The 15,024-nt window shown below is 54.0% G+C and carries 16 protein-coding genes and 1 other annotated feature; of the genes, 12 read left to right on the top strand and 4 right to left on the bottom strand.

Features of this window, described 5'->3' with window-relative positions; all coding sequences use genetic code 11:
* Positions 1 to 31: 31 nt before the first annotated feature.
* Positions 32 to 1,096 (bottom strand): LacI family DNA-binding transcriptional regulator, encoded by a 1,065-nt coding sequence (locus tag BS639_RS15070; RefSeq protein WP_084983502.1) that lies wholly within the window; start codon positions 1,094 to 1,096, stop codon positions 32 to 34.
* A gap of 202 nt (positions 1,097 to 1,298) precedes the next feature.
* Between BS639_RS15070 and BS639_RS15065 the strand changes: the two genes are divergently transcribed.
* The 4 genes from BS639_RS15065 (at position 1,299) to BS639_RS15050 (ending at position 5,005) form a co-directional block, all read left to right on the top strand.
* Positions 1,299 to 2,126 carry an ABC transporter substrate-binding protein gene (locus BS639_RS15065; protein WP_084983501.1) on the top strand — a complete coding sequence of 276 codons (828 nt, stop codon included), beginning with the start codon at positions 1,299 to 1,301 and terminating at the stop codon, positions 2,124 to 2,126.
* 74 nt (positions 2,127 to 2,200) lie between these two features.
* Positions 2,201 to 2,989 (top strand): amino acid ABC transporter permease, encoded by a 789-nt coding sequence (locus tag BS639_RS15060; protein ID WP_055780260.1) that lies wholly within the window; start codon positions 2,201 to 2,203, stop codon positions 2,987 to 2,989.
* Position 2,990: 1 nt separating this feature from the next.
* Positions 2,991 to 3,767 (top strand): amino acid ABC transporter ATP-binding protein, encoded by a 777-nt coding sequence (locus tag BS639_RS15055; protein ID WP_084983500.1) that lies wholly within the window; start codon positions 2,991 to 2,993, stop codon positions 3,765 to 3,767.
* A gap of 107 nt (positions 3,768 to 3,874) precedes the next feature.
* Positions 3,875 to 5,005 (top strand): NAD(P)/FAD-dependent oxidoreductase, encoded by a 1,131-nt coding sequence (locus BS639_RS15050; RefSeq protein ID WP_084983499.1) that lies wholly within the window; start codon positions 3,875 to 3,877, stop codon positions 5,003 to 5,005.
* A 29-nt stretch (positions 5,006 to 5,034) separates the two neighbouring features.
* On the opposite strand, the gene BS639_RS15045 is transcribed toward BS639_RS15050, so the two are convergent.
* Positions 5,035 to 5,814: an ABC transporter ATP-binding protein gene (locus BS639_RS15045; RefSeq protein ID WP_084983498.1), complete on the bottom strand. Its 780-nt coding sequence runs from the start codon at positions 5,812 to 5,814 to the stop codon at positions 5,035 to 5,037.
* A 111-nt stretch (positions 5,815 to 5,925) separates the two neighbouring features.
* Entirely contained in the window at positions 5,926 to 6,759 is an 834-nt protein-coding gene (locus BS639_RS15040; RefSeq protein WP_084983497.1) for an SDR family oxidoreductase, read from the bottom strand.
* Between the two features lie 337 nt (positions 6,760 to 7,096).
* Positions 7,097 to 7,220 (top strand) — a sequence feature (His leader region).
* A 70-nt stretch (positions 7,221 to 7,290) separates the two neighbouring features.
* Between BS639_RS15040 and hisG the strand changes: the two genes are divergently transcribed.
* From hisG to hisIE, 8 genes are read left to right on the top strand one after another with little or no spacing between them, the layout of a single operon-like run.
* Complete coding sequence (gene hisG, locus BS639_RS15035) at positions 7,291 to 8,190, top strand: ATP phosphoribosyltransferase (RefSeq protein ID WP_055780276.1); 900 nt, start codon at positions 7,291 to 7,293, stop codon at positions 8,188 to 8,190.
* Between the two features lie 4 nt (positions 8,191 to 8,194).
* On the top strand, positions 8,195 to 9,508 hold the full coding sequence (gene hisD / locus BS639_RS15030) for a histidinol dehydrogenase (protein WP_055780279.1): 1,314 nt from the start codon (positions 8,195 to 8,197) through the stop codon (positions 9,506 to 9,508).
* Entirely contained in the window at positions 9,508 to 10,668 is a 1,161-nt protein-coding gene (hisC, locus tag BS639_RS15025; protein ID WP_084983496.1) for a histidinol-phosphate transaminase, read from the top strand. Before hisD ends, hisC begins: the two co-directional genes overlap by 1 nt.
* Before the next feature lie 11 nt (positions 10,669 to 10,679).
* On the top strand, positions 10,680 to 11,747 hold the full coding sequence (gene hisB, locus BS639_RS15020) for a bifunctional histidinol-phosphatase/imidazoleglycerol-phosphate dehydratase HisB (protein ID WP_084983519.1): 1,068 nt from the start codon (positions 10,680 to 10,682) through the stop codon (positions 11,745 to 11,747).
* Positions 11,747 to 12,337: an imidazole glycerol phosphate synthase subunit HisH gene (gene hisH, locus BS639_RS15015; protein WP_055780286.1), complete on the top strand. Its 591-nt coding sequence runs from the start codon at positions 11,747 to 11,749 to the stop codon at positions 12,335 to 12,337. Before hisB ends, hisH begins: the two co-directional genes overlap by 1 nt.
* 5 nt (positions 12,338 to 12,342) lie before the next feature.
* Positions 12,343 to 13,080: a 1-(5-phosphoribosyl)-5-[(5-phosphoribosylamino)methylideneamino]imidazole-4-carboxamide isomerase gene (hisA, locus tag BS639_RS15010; protein WP_084983495.1), complete on the top strand. Its 738-nt coding sequence runs from the start codon at positions 12,343 to 12,345 to the stop codon at positions 13,078 to 13,080.
* Positions 13,062 to 13,835: an imidazole glycerol phosphate synthase subunit HisF gene (hisF, locus tag BS639_RS15005; RefSeq protein WP_055780292.1), complete on the top strand. Its 774-nt coding sequence runs from the start codon at positions 13,062 to 13,064 to the stop codon at positions 13,833 to 13,835. Before hisA ends, hisF begins: the two co-directional genes overlap by 19 nt.
* Before the next feature lie 44 nt (positions 13,836 to 13,879).
* Positions 13,880 to 14,494, top strand: coding sequence for a bifunctional phosphoribosyl-AMP cyclohydrolase/phosphoribosyl-ATP diphosphatase HisIE (hisIE, locus tag BS639_RS15000; protein ID WP_084983518.1), 615 nt, complete (start codon positions 13,880 to 13,882; stop codon positions 14,492 to 14,494).
* 73 nt (positions 14,495 to 14,567) lie between these two features.
* Here hisIE and BS639_RS24925 read toward each other — a convergent pair.
* On the bottom strand, positions 14,568 to 15,024 hold a 457-nt coding region (locus BS639_RS24925; RefSeq protein WP_206601160.1), incomplete at its 5' end, for a coiled-coil domain-containing protein.

Here is a 15,024-nt window from a genome sequence, read left to right as displayed (position 1 = left end):
GGTTGGTAGGGAGCAACAGCGACTTAATGCGTTAAATACGCCCTATCGAGAGCCGCTGAATAAACTGTGCCGAAAAATTAGGCATGGGTCCTGCTTCCTCCTGGCGCAGTTCACAAATGATTCTTCTGGCCGCCTCACGGCCCATTTCATACACCGGCTGGGCAATCACCGACAGCGGCGGTGAAACAATTTCAGTCCACGGGAAGTTATCAAACATCACAAAAGAAAGATCTACCGGCACCCGCAGACCGCGATGACCCAATTCTCGCAGGACGCTCATCGCAATCAGACTGTCAGAGGCGATAAGGGCCGTCGGTGAAGGTTGAGAGTTAAACAACGTGTCAATGATGGCGCTAATCGCCGCCTCGCTGCTGGCGTTTCCTTTAATCATCAGCGGGTCAAAAGGCACGTTTTTCTGCGCAAACGCCTGCTCCATACCCGCGACACGCTGCGCGACCGGCGTGACGCCTAACCCCTTGGTGGCGTTGTAAATACCTTCAAGAGGCATGCTGGTGATATAGCTTATCCGCCGATGTCCTGCATCAAGCAGCGCCAGCGTCGCCTCACGTGAAGATGGCGTGAAATCGATGCCGATAGTTTCGACGCCAAGATCAGGTATCGCGCGGTCGAACAGCTTAAGCACCCTGCCGTCAGCCACAATTTGCTGCAGATGCAGGTTGTCCTCCACGCGTGATGAACAGGGGGCAATAATGACGCCATCAACCTGTTTTTCGAGCATAACCCGCACGGCATCTTGCTCCACCCGCAGCGTCTCGTCGCTGTTGCTCAGCAGCACGTGATATCCCGCCTGACGTGCCACGTCTGAGATGCCGCGCAGCGCCAAACCAAAGTGCGGATTTTCTATATCGCCGACGATCACTCCCAGCGTATTAGAGCGCCCGGTATTCATGCTGCGCGCCAGTTCGTTGGGCCGATAGGCGAGGCTCTGCGCTGCTGCCATCACTCGGGTTAATACGTCTTCGCTAACGGATCCATATCCACCTAGCGCGCGCGCGGCCTGCGCCTTGGAGACCTTCGCCTGACGCGCCACGTCGGCTACCGTCGGGGCCTTGATTCGTGATGAGTTTATGGTCATAAGTTATTCGTATCACAGCTTCCGTTAAGGGTGATTGACGATTCGATAATCCCGTTGCTAGTATCATTGTAACTGATTTGAGACCGGTCTCACAATGACCTGACTCAATATTCAGCTCCTGCATTGAGACCGGTCTCGAAAAAACATAATAGGCCAAAGCTCAATAGTCGTTGATGTTAACTACAACAAAAACGGACTCAATATGAAATCGCAAAAGACCCTGTTCAAACTGGCCACCACTCTGCTTGCTTGCGTATCACTGTTTTCTATTTTAACCCCAACGGCAAACGCCGCAGGCGCACAGGACAACCCCTACGGACTGATCGAACCCGGTGAACTGCGCGTCGCCAGCCTCGGAGACGCCAAGCCTTACACCTTCACCGATGCCTCCGGTAATTTCACCGGTTTTGACGTAGAGTTTTTCACCGACGTAGCGCACCGCATCGGCATTAAAAAGGTGGTGTTTATCGGCCAGGACTTCGCCGGTATTTTACCCTCGGTGGCCAACGGCCGCTATGACGCAGGCGTTGCCGCCATCGGTATCACCCCCGCACGTGAAAAAACGGTCGACTTTTCTAGCGGATATCTTGCCGGTTATTTAACCGTGTTAACGCGTAAAGACTCCGGCGTCAGCGACGTGAACTCTCTGGCAAAACACCGTTTGGCGGTGGTGCAAGGCACGCTGCAGGAAAGCTATGCCATGCAGCACTTCACCCAAACCGACCTGGTGCGTTTTCCTGATAACAACGCGGCTATTTCGGCTTTAAACAACGGAACAGTCGATGCTGACTTCCTCGACTATGAGGCGGCGAAAGACTATGCCACTCGCTTTAATCTGATTCATGCGGCCGACATTCCCTCGTTCGATGCACCGGCGGGCGTGGCCATTGCCAAGGGCAAGCCGGAGTTCAAAGCCGCGTTAAACAAAGCCATACAAGCCTCAATGCAGGACGGCACCTGGAAAAAACTGTACGAAAAGTGGTTCCCGGGTTCACCTATGCCGAAACAGTATCTGCCAAACGCGGGATAAACTCGCGCGCGCAATGACACACTGTTCACCCTGCGGTGGGGGCAACCCCACCCTCTTATAGAGCGAGGCCCACTATGAGTCTGTTCGACATGATTTCCCGGACTTTCTTCGACTTTCATTCGATGGCCGAGGTGCTGCCCCAACTGTTAAAAGTCGGGCTGATGAATACGCTGATTATTTCGATTGCCGCTACGGTACTCGGTACGACTATCGGGCTGATTCTGGCACTGATGGGCATCTCCCCATCGCGCTGGCTGCGCGCACCGGCACGCATTTATACCGACCTGTTTCGCGGCCTGCCGTCAATTTTAACCATTTTACTGATTGGGCAAGGCCTCGCGCGCTACAGCTATGAGCTGTTTGGCCCCTCACCCTACCCGCTGGGCATTTTTGCCCTCAGCCTGATCGCCAGTGCCTACATGGGTGAAATATTTCGCGCGGGAATTCAAAGCGTTGAAAAGGGTCAGCTTGAGGCCTGCCGCGCACTTGGCATGAGCTACGGTCGCGCTATGCGGCTGGTGATTATCCCACAAGGGATCCGTCGCGTATTACCCGCACTGGTGAATCAGTTTATTGCCATTATTAAAGACTCGTCGCTGGTCTATTTGCTCGGACTGATGGTCAACGAGCGCGAGCTTTTCCGCGTTGGCCAAGACGCCGCCGTACTCACCGGCAACCTTTCGCCATTGATGCTGGCGGGGCTGTTCTATTTGATGATTACCGTGCCGATGACGCATTTGGTGAACTACGTGGACGACAGGTTCCGCACTGGACGCCGCAAAATGACGCGCCCGGTCAGCAGCCTGAAAGAGGTCGATGAAATGCAGCAGATTGCGCCATTAACCAGCGGACGGGGACAATAATATGACTTCTTCTCCAGTATCTTCGTTCGACACTGACGAACACCTGACTTTTCACGGCGCCAGCGTAGAAATTCGTGACCTGACGCTGGCATTCGGCGAAATTCAGGTTCTTCGCAAGGTTTCTCTCAAGGTCGCTCCGGGGACCACCACCTGCATCATCGGGCCTTCTGGCTCCGGCAAATCAACCCTGCTGCGCGGCATTAATCGCTTGCATGAACCGCAGTCGGGCGACGTCATTGTTTCGGGCCGTTCGGTATTAAAGGACAAACCCGATGCACTGCGTCTGCGCATTGGCATGGTGTTTCAACATTTTAATCTTTTTCCGGATCACACCGCGCTGGAAAACGTGGCGATGGCGCCGTGGAAAATCAAAAAACTGCCCAAGGCGAAGGCTTATCAGTTAGCGGCGGATCGGTTGAAAGAGGTCGGCCTTGAGCAACGTGCCGATCACCGGCCGCGCTATCTTTCCGGCGGCCAGCAGCAGCGCGTCGCCATTGCCCGCGCGCTGGCCATGGACCCCGAAGTGATGCTGTTTGATGAGGCCACCTCGGCGCTGGATCCAGAGCTGGTCAAAGGCGTGTTGAATCTGATGGCTGACTTATGTCAGCGCGGTATGACCATGATTGTAGTGACTCACGAGATGGGTTTTGCTCGTAAGGTGGCGGATCAGGTGGTGTTTATGGATGAAGGGGAAATCGTCGAAGCAGGTACCCCGGGGGAGATTTTTGATAACCCTCAGTCGGCGCGCTTACGGCGTTTTTTATCCGAAGTACTTTAGCTTCTCGCTCAATTTTTTATTTTATCAATCCAGGTCAAAACCGGTGAATTTCCCGCTTGGCCGGAAGGATTTATTTCTCATTTAACACGCAAAATAAGGCACAACATATGTCAGCAGAAAATAGGCAAAAGGAAATCGCCGTGATCGGCGGTGGAATAATTGGCATCTCCAGCGCAGTACATCTGCTGCGACGCGGGCAGTCGGTAACACTCATTACCGAGGCTGAGAAGGTCTCCGGCGCGTCGGGACGTTCGCTGTCGTGGCTAAACTCTGCCGCCGACCGCACGCTGGAATATCATGCACTCAGAATGACTGGCATTGACCGTTATCGTACACTTTACGCCCAAGACAATGCATCACACGCGTGGCTACGCTTTGACGGCGGACTGTTTTGGGGCGGTGAACAGGCAAAATCGGCCACCCTCGCTCGCCACGCCTATGAGTGCGCCCACGGCTATGCGTCCCAGCTTACCGGCCGCGCAACGGTTAACGCCGTGGATGAACGCGTCGCCAGCAGCGCCGTTTCTGAAACAGCGCTGTATAACCCCGGCGAGGGCTGGGTCAGCCTGCCGCATTTGGCCGACCATCTGCTTGCGGAGTTTCATCATCTCGGCGGAAAACTGATTGAAAATGCAGGAAAATCCGCAGTCATTACCGATAGCACGGGCAAGGCTACGGGCGTGACCATGGCCAACGGAGAAACGCTCAGCGCCGACGTGGTGCTGGTCGCCTGTGGACCACAAACCCCCGACGTGATTGCTCCGCTGGGCGTGACTATCCCCAACGGATCGCCGCTGTCGATGCTGGTGATGACTGAACCGGTCGAGAAAAGTGTAAAGGTAGTCATGAATACGCCGAGAGTGGCGCTGCGCCCTAATCCGGGCAACACCCTGGCTCTAGATCACGACTGGTATGAGTCGGCAATCACCCTTAATGAAAACGGTCACTATTCCATTGACGAAGCCGTGGTCAACGAGCTGGTAGCCGAAGCGGCGAACGTGCTGGCAGGTGAACCGCCGTTAAAGGCGGCAAGCTGGAAAATTGGCCTCAAACCAGTCCCTGGCGACGGTGAACCGGTGCTGGGGGAACTGCGGGAAGTACCGAATTGTTTCGTGGCCTTTACCCATTCAGGGGCAACGCTGGCGCTGATCGTCGGCGAGTTACTGGCCAGTGAAATCATCAGCGGTGAAAAACATCCGATGTTGGCCACATTCCGCCCAGAACGCTTTAATATTTGAAAATAGCTGCCTGAGCGTGACAGCCCAGGTTAGGCAGGCTGCATGTGGCTTGAAATAAACTGTTGAAAACGCGGGGAACCCTGAGAGCCAAACAGGTCCTGAGGGGTTCCCTTGCAGTCAATCTCTCCCTGATGCAAAAACACCACCTGATTTGAGACATTGCGTGCAAAGCCCATCTCGTGAGTGACCACCAGCATAGTCCGGCCCTCTTCAGCCAGGCTGCGCATGACTTTCAACACTTCGCCGACCAGCTCGGGGTCCAGCGCCGAGGTGGGTTCATCAAACAGCATCACGTCTGGGTCCATCGCCAATGCGCGAGCTATCGCCACGCGCTGCTTTTGCCCGCCTGAGAGCTGTGACGGATAAAAGTTCTTCCGTTCATAAAGCCCTACTCGCTCGAGCAGTGCTTCGGCTTTATCAACACACTCTTTGCGGCTTTTTTTCTGCACAAAGCGTGGCCCTTCCATGACGTTTTCGACCACCGTCATGTGCGACCACAGGTTAAAATCTTGAAATACCATGCCGAGCCGCGCGCGAATACTTTCAACCTGTTTACGATTGGCAGCGAGCTGATTCCCCAGCCCGTTGCGCCGCATGTGAATAGTCTCACCGCCAACCGCGACCGTCCCAGAATCTGGCGTTTCAAGCAGGTTGATACAACGTAAAAAAGTGCTTTTCCCCGAGCCGCTGGCACCAAGAATCGAGATAACGTCGCCTTTGCGCGCGTCCAGAGAAATGCCTTTTAAAACCTGGTGTTCGCCAAAGGATTTACGGATGTCGATCATTGATAGGGTGATGGGCTGGATCATGGTGGCGCTGCTCCTGTTTATTACTCCATTTCGTTACAGAGTAAAGCAAGATCAGGGCCAACATCCCGCCAAAAGGTCAATACGCGGCGAGACGCTGGCCTGTAGGCGGTATTAGTTAATCGGCATGCGAACGGGATCGGGATAAAGGTAGTCGAAACCTAACTCTTTAACAATGCGGCTACCGTCAACCAGTTTGCCGCTCGAGTCCTGGGGCTCTGGCGCAAAGGTAGGTTCAGTCAGGCCCAACTTTCTGGCCAGCATGGGATAAAACTGCTGTTTCGCCGGATGAGCCGGTGCGCAAAGATTAAAGGTGTGACCGCCGCGCGGCAGGCTGAGTAACAGCACAATTGCAGCGATAACGTCGTCCTGATGCACCAGATTGACGCCGTGGTTTGCACCTTTGACGTCGGTTTTACCCGCAAGGAAACGTCCGGGATGACGGTCTGCACCCACCAGCCCGGCCAAACGCAGCACGTCAACTGAGGTGTTTGGCAAACGATGGAACCACTCCTCAAGCTCTTTCAATACTCTGCCGCTCGGTGTCACCGGCTGTAGCGGAGAATCTTCCCGCACTGTGCCGGTCCCTTCGCCGTAAACCGAGGTTGAGCTGGTAAAAATAATGCGCCCGACCCCGTGGGCCAGTGCACTGTCGACCAACATCTGCACCGCCTGAAAATAGAGTTCACTGCCCTCAACGGTTCTTCTGGCGGGCAGCGTGATAATGAGTGCATCAACGTTGAGCAATACGTCGAGGTCGTCAGCGTCACACTCCATCGCCATTTCAGGGGTAAAGTTGAGCTGATAACACTCGACGCCGCTCATTCTGGCGGCTTCTACGCCGTCCAAGGTAGTTTTGCTACCGACAACCTGGTATCCCCTGGCATTCAGCGCCATGGCCAGCGGCATTCCGAGCCAGCCTAAACCCATTATCGATACCTTTTTCATGATGCTCTCCAATACTTGCGAACTTCTCGTGCGGTAAGTTTAGCAGGCTACCCCTGCAGCCGGTCCGAAACAACAGCTTAATATGTAATGATTTTTAAGTCATTGTCAGCAATCACATCACCAGCAAAGCACTCAGTCTTCTATACAATCCATTCGCGCTTATCATTAAATGATGATTAATATTAATAATATTCATCAAACCAGAAAAAGGTTGCACACCTCGGCGCGGTGGTTTAGGTTAATTGACAATTGAATACGACCCTATGGCTGAGACAGCGGTAGGGAAATAAAATACTCACATTGAGAAACAAACAATGCTAAACATTCTGATCAACCACCATCATCACCATCATCCTGACTAGTCTTTCAGGCAGATTGGTGCTGGGAGACTTTTAAGATCTTCCAGTGGCGCAGAATGCAGCAGAGAGCCCTCGGAAGATTTCTTCCGAGGGTTTTTTTTTACCTAAATTATTTGCTGAACCAATTTAAATATTAAATTAAATCATAAGTATAGAAAGGACAGAGGTCACTATGTTGGACAAAAATCGTTTACGTATCGCCATGCAAAAATCCGGTCGCCTGAGCGACGATTCTCGTGAACTGCTGGCGCGCTGCGGGATCAAAATCAACCTACAGGAACAGCGTCTGATTGCCTTCGCCGAGAACATGGAAATCGACATTTTGCGCGTACGCGATGACGATATTCCAGGACTGGTGATGGACGGCGTGGTTGACTTGGGTATTATCGGCGAAAACGTGCTGGAAGAAGAGCTGCTGGCGCGCCGCGCCCAAGGCGAAGACCCACGCTACTTCACGCTGCGCCGTCTCGACTTCGGTGGTTGTCGCTTGTCGCTGGCAACGCCGCTGGACTTTGATTATGCCGGTCCCGAAAGCCTGAGCAATAAACGTATCGCCACCTCTTATCCACACATCCTCAAACAGTATTTCGACAAAAAGAACCTCGATTTCAAATCCTGTTTGCTCAACGGTTCCGTTGAAGTGGCACCGCGTGCGGGTCTGGCCGATGCAATCTGTGACTTGGTTTCTACCGGCGCAACGCTTGAAGCCAACGGTCTGAAAGAAGATGAAGTTATTTATCGTTCTAAAGCCTGTCTGATTCAGCGCGACGGCGAAATGCCACAGTCCAAACAACTGCTGATCGACAAGCTAATGACCCGTATTCAGGGGGTTATTCAGGCGCGAGAGTCCAAATACATCATGCTGCACGCGCCAACCGAACGTCTGGACGAAATCATCGCCCTGCTGCCGGGTGCCGAGCGTCCAACCATTCTGCCGTTGGCCAACGACAAACAGCGCGTCGCCATGCACATGGTCAGCAGCGAGACACTGTTCTGGGAAACCATGGAAAAACTGAAAGCCTTGGGTGCCAGCTCTATTCTGGTACTGCCAATTGAAAAAATGATGGAGTAAGACGATGCAAGGCAACGGTTTTTCTACCCCTATTGACTGGCAGCAGTGTGACGAACAGCAGCGCCGCGATTTGTTGACTCGCCCTGCTATCGCCGCCTCAGGCAGCATTACCGAGACGGTGACTGAAATTTTGACCCGCGTGCGCAATGAGGGCGACAGCGCCCTGCGTGAATACTGCGCGCGCTTCGATAAAATCGAGATTGACCAGTTGCGCATCACCTCCGAACAAATCGAGCAGGCCTCGGCGCGTCTGGGTGACGATGTCAAACAGGCGATGGCCAATGCGGTGCGCAATATAGAGACGTTTCATCAGGCGCAGAAGTTGCCGATTGTTGATATCGAAACGCAGCCTGGCGTGCGCTGCCAGCAAATTACCCGCCCGATTGCCTCCGTCGGCCTGTATATTCCAGGGGGCTCGGCACCGCTGCCTTCTACTGTGCTGATGCTGGCAACGCCTGCACGCATTGCCGAGTGCAATAAAGTTATTTTGTGCTCGCCACCGCCCATTGCCGATGCGATCCTTTACGCCGCCAAGCTGTGCGGAGTGACAGAAATTTATCAGCTCGGCGGTGCTCAGGCTATTGCTGCCATGGCCTTCGGCACCGAAAGCGTGCCTAAAGTCGCCAAAATTTTTGGCCCGGGCAATGCCTTTGTCACCGAAGCCAAACGTCAGGTGAGCCAGAATCTTAACGGCGCGGCTATCGACATGCCGGCCGGTCCTTCAGAAGTCTTGGTGATTGCCGACGCCGGTGCCACACCAGACTTTGTGGCCTCCGACCTGCTTTCTCAGGCGGAACACGGCCCAGACTCACAGGTTATTTTGCTCACCCCCGACGCCAACATGGCCAATGCGGTAGCCGTTGCGGTAGAAAATCAGCTTCAGACTCTGTCGCGTAGCGCGATTGCGCGTAAGGCGCTAGAGAGCAGCCGACTGATTGTGGCGAAGGATTTGGCGCAGTGTATTGAAATCAGCAACGCCTACGGCCCCGAGCACCTGATCCTGCAAACCCGGGAACCGGAAGCGCTGGTAGACAGCATTACCAGCGCAGGTTCAGTGTTCCTTGGTGACTGGTCGCCAGAGTCTGCGGGGGATTATGCCTCAGGCACCAACCACGTGCTGCCAACGTACGGTTATACCGCAACCTGCTCAAGTCTGGGCCTGGCGGATTTCCAGAAACGTATGACCGTTCAGCAATTAACCCCTGCCGGCCTGCTGGCATTGGCACCAACCATTGAAACCCTGGCGCAGGCCGAACAGCTTACCGCACATAAAAATGCCGTAACGCTGCGCGTTGCCGCCCTGATGGAGCGTAAATAATGCGTGAGACGACCAATAACAGTGCTTCTGTCACCACACTGGCGCGTGAAAATGTTCAGCGGTTAACGCCCTATCAGTCGGCGCGTCGTCTCGGCGGCAACGGTGACGTTTGGCTCAATGCCAACGAATATCCGCTGGCACCCACTTTTGAGCTCACGGCGCAAACCTTCAACCGCTATCCTGAATGCCAGCCGGTTGAAGTTATCCGTCGCTATGCGGCCTATGCAGGAGTGCAGCCGGAGCAGGTTCTGGTCTGTCGTGGTGCCGATGAGAGCATTGAACTGCTGATCCGCGCCTTCTGCGTGCCGGGCAAAGACGCCATCCTTTACTGTCCTCCAACCTATGGGATGTACAGCGTCAGCGCCGAAACCTTTGGCGTTGAAGGCCGCACCGTGATGGCAAAAGAGGACTGGCAGCTTGATTTACCGGCCATTGAGCAGGCGCTGGACGGCGTGAAGCTGGTTTACGTATGTAGTCCGAACAATCCGACCGGCAATTTGATCAATCCTGACGATATTCGCTCACTGCTCGAAACCACGCGCGGCAAGGCGATTGTGGCGGTTGACGAAGCCTATATCGAATTTTGCCCGCAGGCCACCGTGGCAGGCTGGCTAAAAGATTACCCACATCTCGCCATCCTGCGTACGCTGTCGAAAGCCTTTGCGCTAGCCGGCTTACGCTGTGGATTCACGCTGGCCAACGCCGAGCTGATCGAAGTCCTGATGAAAGTGATCGCACCGTATCCGCTCTCTACGCCGGTGGCCGACATTGCCGCTCAGGCGCTGAGTGAGCAAGGGTTAAGCGCCATGCGTCAGCGCGTTGCCGACGTCACGAATAATCGCCAATGGCTACGCCAGCAGCTTGAACAGTGCGACTGCGTTGAGCAGGTATTCTCCAGTGAGAGCAACTATCTTTTGGCGCGTTTTACCGCCGCCAGCAGCGTATTTAAATCGCTGTGGGATCAAGGTATTATCCTGCGTGACCAGAATAAGCAACCGGGGCTTTCCGGCTGTTTGCGTATTACTATTGGCACCCGTCAGGAATGCCAGCGCGTCGTTGACGCACTTCGTCCACTACCGGGCGCTAAATCATCCGTTCGTGTTCCATTCGTTAATGATTCATCCGTTAATAACAACAGCGCCAGCAAGGAGCCAATGTGAGCCAGTCCCCTATCAGTCAGAAAATCCTTTTTATCGACCGCGACGGCACGCTGATTTCTGAGCCACCGGAAGATTTTCAGGTTGACCGCCTCGACAAGCTGGCCTTTGAGCCGGGCGTAATCCCTGGGCTGCTCGCACTACAGACCGCTGGTTTTAAACTGGTGATGATCACTAATCAGGATGGACTGGGCACCTCAAGCTTCCCGCAGGAAACCTTTGATCCACCGCATAACCTGATGATGCAGGTACTAACTTCTCAGGGCATCGTCTTTGACGAGGTGCTCATCTGCCCTCACCTGCCCGCCGACGGCTGCGAATGCCGCAAACCAAAAACACAGCTGGTACAGAGTTACCTCGACAGCGGCGTGCTGGACCTGGCTAACAGCTATGTCATTGGCGACCGCGAAACCGATATCCAGCTGGCACAGAACATGGGTATCGCCGGTTTGCGCTACCAGCGTGACAATCTCGGCTGGGCTGAAATTACCAAGCAGCTGACCCAGCGCGACCGTCACGCCAAGGTTAATCGCGTAACCCGCGAAACCGCCATCGACGTTGACGTGTGGCTGGACCGCGAAGGCGGCAGCAAAATTAAAACCGGCGTCGGCTTCTTCGATCACATGCTAGACCAGATTGCCACCCACGGCGGTTTTCGTATGAACATCGAAGTAAAAGGTGACCTGTATATTGACGATCACCACACGGTAGAAGATACCGGTCTGGCGCTGGGCGAAGCCTTAAACAAGGCGCTGGGCGACAAACGCGGGATTGGCCGCTTTGGCTTTGTGCTGCCGATGGACGAATGCCTGGCGCGCTGCGCGCTGGATATCTCAGGCCGTCCGCACCTCGAATACAAGGCCGAATTCAGCTATCAGCGCGTAGGCGATCTGAGCACTGAAATGGTTGAGCACTTCTTCAGCTCACTGTCTTACGCGATGGGCTGCACGCTGCACCTGAAAACCAAAGGCAAGAACGATCATCACCGTGTTGAAAGCCTGTTTAAAGCCTTTGGCCGCACGCTGCGTCAGGCGATCCGCGTCGAGGGCAACACCCTGCCGAGCTCTAAAGGAGTGCTTTAATGGATGTGGTTATTCTTGATACCGGCTGCGCCAATCTGTTTTCAGTCAAGGCGGCGGTAAAGCGACTGGGCTACGACCCAGTGGTGAGCCGCGATTCAGATATCGTTTTACAGGCAGATAAACTGTTCCTGCCCGGCGTAGGTACCGCACAGGCGGCGATGGACCAAATCATTGAACGTGATTTGGTTGACCTCATTAAGGCCTGCACCCAACCGGTGCTGGGCATCTGTCTCGGCATGCAGCTGTTGGCAAGTTCAAGTGAGGAAAGCGGCGGCATCAACACCTTGGGTATCGTTGATCAAACTGTGATCAAGATGCCTGAGCGCGGCCTGCCGCTGCCGCACATGGGCTGGAATCAGGTGACCGCCAAGGCAGGACATCACCTGTTTCGCGGCATTGACGACAATGCCTACTTCTATTTTGTGCACAGCTATGCGATGCCGGTGTGTGAGAACACTATCGCGCAGACGCAGTACGGTGACGCGTTTACCGCCGCGGTAGAGAAAGATAACTTCTTCGGCGTGCAGTTCCACCCAGAGCGTTCGGGTGCCGCAGGCGCGCAGCTGTTGAAAAACTTTTTGGAGATGTGAACAGCATGATTATCCCCGCTTTAGATTTAATCGAAGGCAGCGTGGTGCGTTTGCATCAGGGCGATTATGGACAGCAGCGCGACTATGGCAGTTCGCCGCTGCCTCGCCTGCAGGACTATCAGGCGCAGGGCGCACAGGTTCTGCACCTGGTTGACCTGACAGGTGCTAAAGACCCGGCGGCGCGCCAGATTCCTTTGCTCAAACAGTTAGTCGCGGGCGTTAGCGTCCCAGTGCAGGTGGGTGGCGGTATTCGCACCGAGCAGGACGTTGAAGCCCTGCTTGAGGCTGGCGTTTCTCGCGTGGTGGTGGGTTCCACGGCGATAAAAAATCCTGAACGAGTGCAGCAGTGGTTTACCCGCTTTGGCGCAGATGCGCTGGTATTGGCGCTGGACGTGCGCATTGACGAAGCCGGTAACAAACATGTCGCCGTCAGCGGCTGGCAGGAAAACTCCGATTCAACGCTGGAACAAGCAGTGGAAAAATTTCTCCCGTTCGGGCTTAAACATGTGTTGTGTACCGATATTTCACGCGACGGTACCTTGGCCGGTTCTAACGTTGAGCTGTATCGTGAAGTTTGCCAACGTTTTCCGCAGGTAGCGTTTCAAGCCTCCGGCGGCATCGGAAATCTTGATGATATCGCCGCTCTGCGCGGCAGCGGAGTGAAAGGTGTTATCGTCGGTCGCGCCCTGCTCGACGGCAAGTTTAACGTAACGGAGGCAATCTCATGCTGGCAAAACGGATAATCCCCTGCCTGGATGTTAAAGACGGTCAGGTAGTAAAAGGCGTGCAATTCCGTAACCATGAGATAATCGGCGACATTGTGCCACTGGCCAAACGCTATGCCGAAGAAGGTGCCGACGAGCTGGTGTTTTATGACATCACTGCCTCATCCGACGGCCGGGTCGTCGATAAAAGCTGGATCTCGCGCGTAGCGGAAGTCATTGATATTCCCTTCTGCGTGGCGGGCGGCATTAAAAGCATCGAAGACGCAGGCAATATTTTACAGTTCGGTGCCGACAAGATATCTATCAACTCCCCTGCGCTGGCGGATCCGTCGCTGATCACTCGCCTCGCTGACCGCTACGGCGTACAGTGCATCGTGGTCGGTATCGACACTTGGCATGACGCAGCAAGCGGCACTTATCAGGTACATCAGTTTACCGGCGACGAAGCACGCACTAAGGTCACCACCTGGCAAACCGTGGACTGGGTAAAAGAAGTGCAGGAACGCGGCGCGGGTGAAATTGTGTTGAACATGATGAACCAGGACGGTGTGCGCAACGGTTACGACCTGCGTCAATTGAACGCCATTCGCGAAGTGTGCCGCGTGCCATTAATCGCCTCGGGCGGTGCCGGAACACGTGAGCATTTCCTCGACGCCTTCAAACTGGCAAAAGTCGATGGCGCACTGGCAGCCTCGGTGTTCCACAAACAAATCATTAATATCGGTGAGCTTAAACGCTATCTGGCCGACCAAGGCGTGGAGATCCGCTTGTGAGTAATTCAGCAGTCAATGAAGTTAAACCTGTTAAAGATCCGGTTATGCTAAGTACAGAACAGTTGGCGCAGCTTGACTGGGGAAAAACCGACAACATGATGCCTGCCATCGTGCAACATGCGGTTTCCGGTGAAGTGCTAATGATGGGCTACATGAATCAGGAAGCCCTTAACGTTACGCAGACAACGGCCAAAGTCACCTTTTTCTCACGCACCAAGCAGCGTCTGTGGACTAAAGGCGAAAGCTCCGGCAACTTCCTTAACGTTGTCAGCATCACGCCGGACTGCGATAACGACACACTGCTGATTCTGGTAAACCCGATTGGCCCAACCTGCCACAAAGGCAATAACAGCTGCTTCCACCCTGCTAGCTCCGACTGGGGTTTTCTCTACCAGCTGGAACAACTGTTGGCGTCACGTAAAACGGCGAGTCCGGACAGCTCCTACACCGCCAGCCTTTACGCCAGCGGCACCAAGCGTATTGCGCAGAAAGTCGGTGAAGAAGGCGTTGAAACCGCGCTGGCCGCCACCGTCAACGACCGTTTTGAACTGAAAAATGAAGCTTCGGATCTGGTATATCACCTGCTGGTGCTGCTGCAAGATCAGGACCTCGATTTCAGCACGGTGATTGAGAATCTGCGTCAACGTCACGCCAAGTAATATTCTAATAAAAAAGCCGCGCAAACATAGCGTTACGCGGCTTTTTTTTGTGCTTATCGAACGAGTCAGGCCTTTACCTTAACTTGTTCATCACCCATCTCAACGGCGACGTTATTTGCCAAGAGCGTGACTGTAAGAGACTTTCTATCATTCGCTCTTTTGCCGTAGCGTCAGCTATCACCGTGGCAATCAGCTCATTTTGCTGAGCAATTTTCTCTTCTCTTGCCGCTAACTCGGTGTCATATTTTGTACGAATACTTTCGTGTTCGCCAATAAGGAGCTCTTTCGCCGCTTTAATTTCATCGAGCGTGAGTTGCGTACTGTGTGCTTCAGAAGTTAAATATTCTACTCTATCAATAAACTCATCGATCTCATTTTGAGCTTCATGACACTTGGCCTCTAATGACGCAATCTGGTTATGAGACTCCTCAATATCACGCTCTAAATTCATTCTTAAATAGAATAGATATTCTTCTGCACAATGTTCAATGATAAATAAATAAGTATCGTAGAAAGGTTTATAATAGACG

It is taken from the genome of Rouxiella silvae, from assembly GCF_002093625.1.
Classification (GTDB): Bacteria; Pseudomonadota; Gammaproteobacteria; order Enterobacterales; family Enterobacteriaceae; genus Rouxiella; species Rouxiella silvae.
Note: the sequence above shows the minus strand (reverse complement) of the source record. Positions and strands in the feature narration are given on the sequence as shown.

Bases quoted from the DNA above. Each gene is read 5' to 3' on its own strand.
- BS639_RS15070 (WP_084983502.1), bottom strand. From the start codon at position 1,096: ATGACCATAAACTCATCACGAATCAAGGCCCCGACGGTAGCCGACGTG.
- BS639_RS15065 (WP_084983501.1), top strand. From the start codon at position 1,299: ATGAAATCGCAAAAGACCCTGTTCAAACTGGCCACCACTCTGCTTGCT.
- BS639_RS15060 (WP_055780260.1), top strand. From the start codon at position 2,201: ATGAGTCTGTTCGACATGATTTCCCGGACTTTCTTCGACTTTCATTCG.
- BS639_RS15055 (WP_084983500.1), top strand. From the start codon at position 2,991: ATGACTTCTTCTCCAGTATCTTCGTTCGACACTGACGAACACCTGACT.
- BS639_RS15050 (WP_084983499.1), top strand. From the start codon at position 3,875: ATGTCAGCAGAAAATAGGCAAAAGGAAATCGCCGTGATCGGCGGTGGA.
- BS639_RS15045 (WP_084983498.1), bottom strand. From the start codon at position 5,814: ATGATCCAGCCCATCACCCTATCAATGATCGACATCCGTAAATCCTTT.
- BS639_RS15040 (WP_084983497.1), bottom strand. From the start codon at position 6,759: ATGAAAAAGGTATCGATAATGGGTTTAGGCTGGCTCGGAATGCCGCTG.
- hisG (WP_055780276.1), top strand. From the start codon at position 7,291: ATGTTGGACAAAAATCGTTTACGTATCGCCATGCAAAAATCCGGTCGC.
- hisD (WP_055780279.1), top strand. From the start codon at position 8,195: ATGCAAGGCAACGGTTTTTCTACCCCTATTGACTGGCAGCAGTGTGAC.
- hisC (WP_084983496.1), top strand. From the start codon at position 9,508: ATGCGTGAGACGACCAATAACAGTGCTTCTGTCACCACACTGGCGCGT.
- hisH (WP_055780286.1), top strand. From the start codon at position 11,747: ATGGATGTGGTTATTCTTGATACCGGCTGCGCCAATCTGTTTTCAGTC.
- hisA (WP_084983495.1), top strand. From the start codon at position 12,343: ATGATTATCCCCGCTTTAGATTTAATCGAAGGCAGCGTGGTGCGTTTG.
- hisF (WP_055780292.1), top strand. From the start codon at position 13,062: ATGCTGGCAAAACGGATAATCCCCTGCCTGGATGTTAAAGACGGTCAG.
- hisIE (WP_084983518.1), top strand. From the start codon at position 13,880: ATGCTAAGTACAGAACAGTTGGCGCAGCTTGACTGGGGAAAAACCGAC.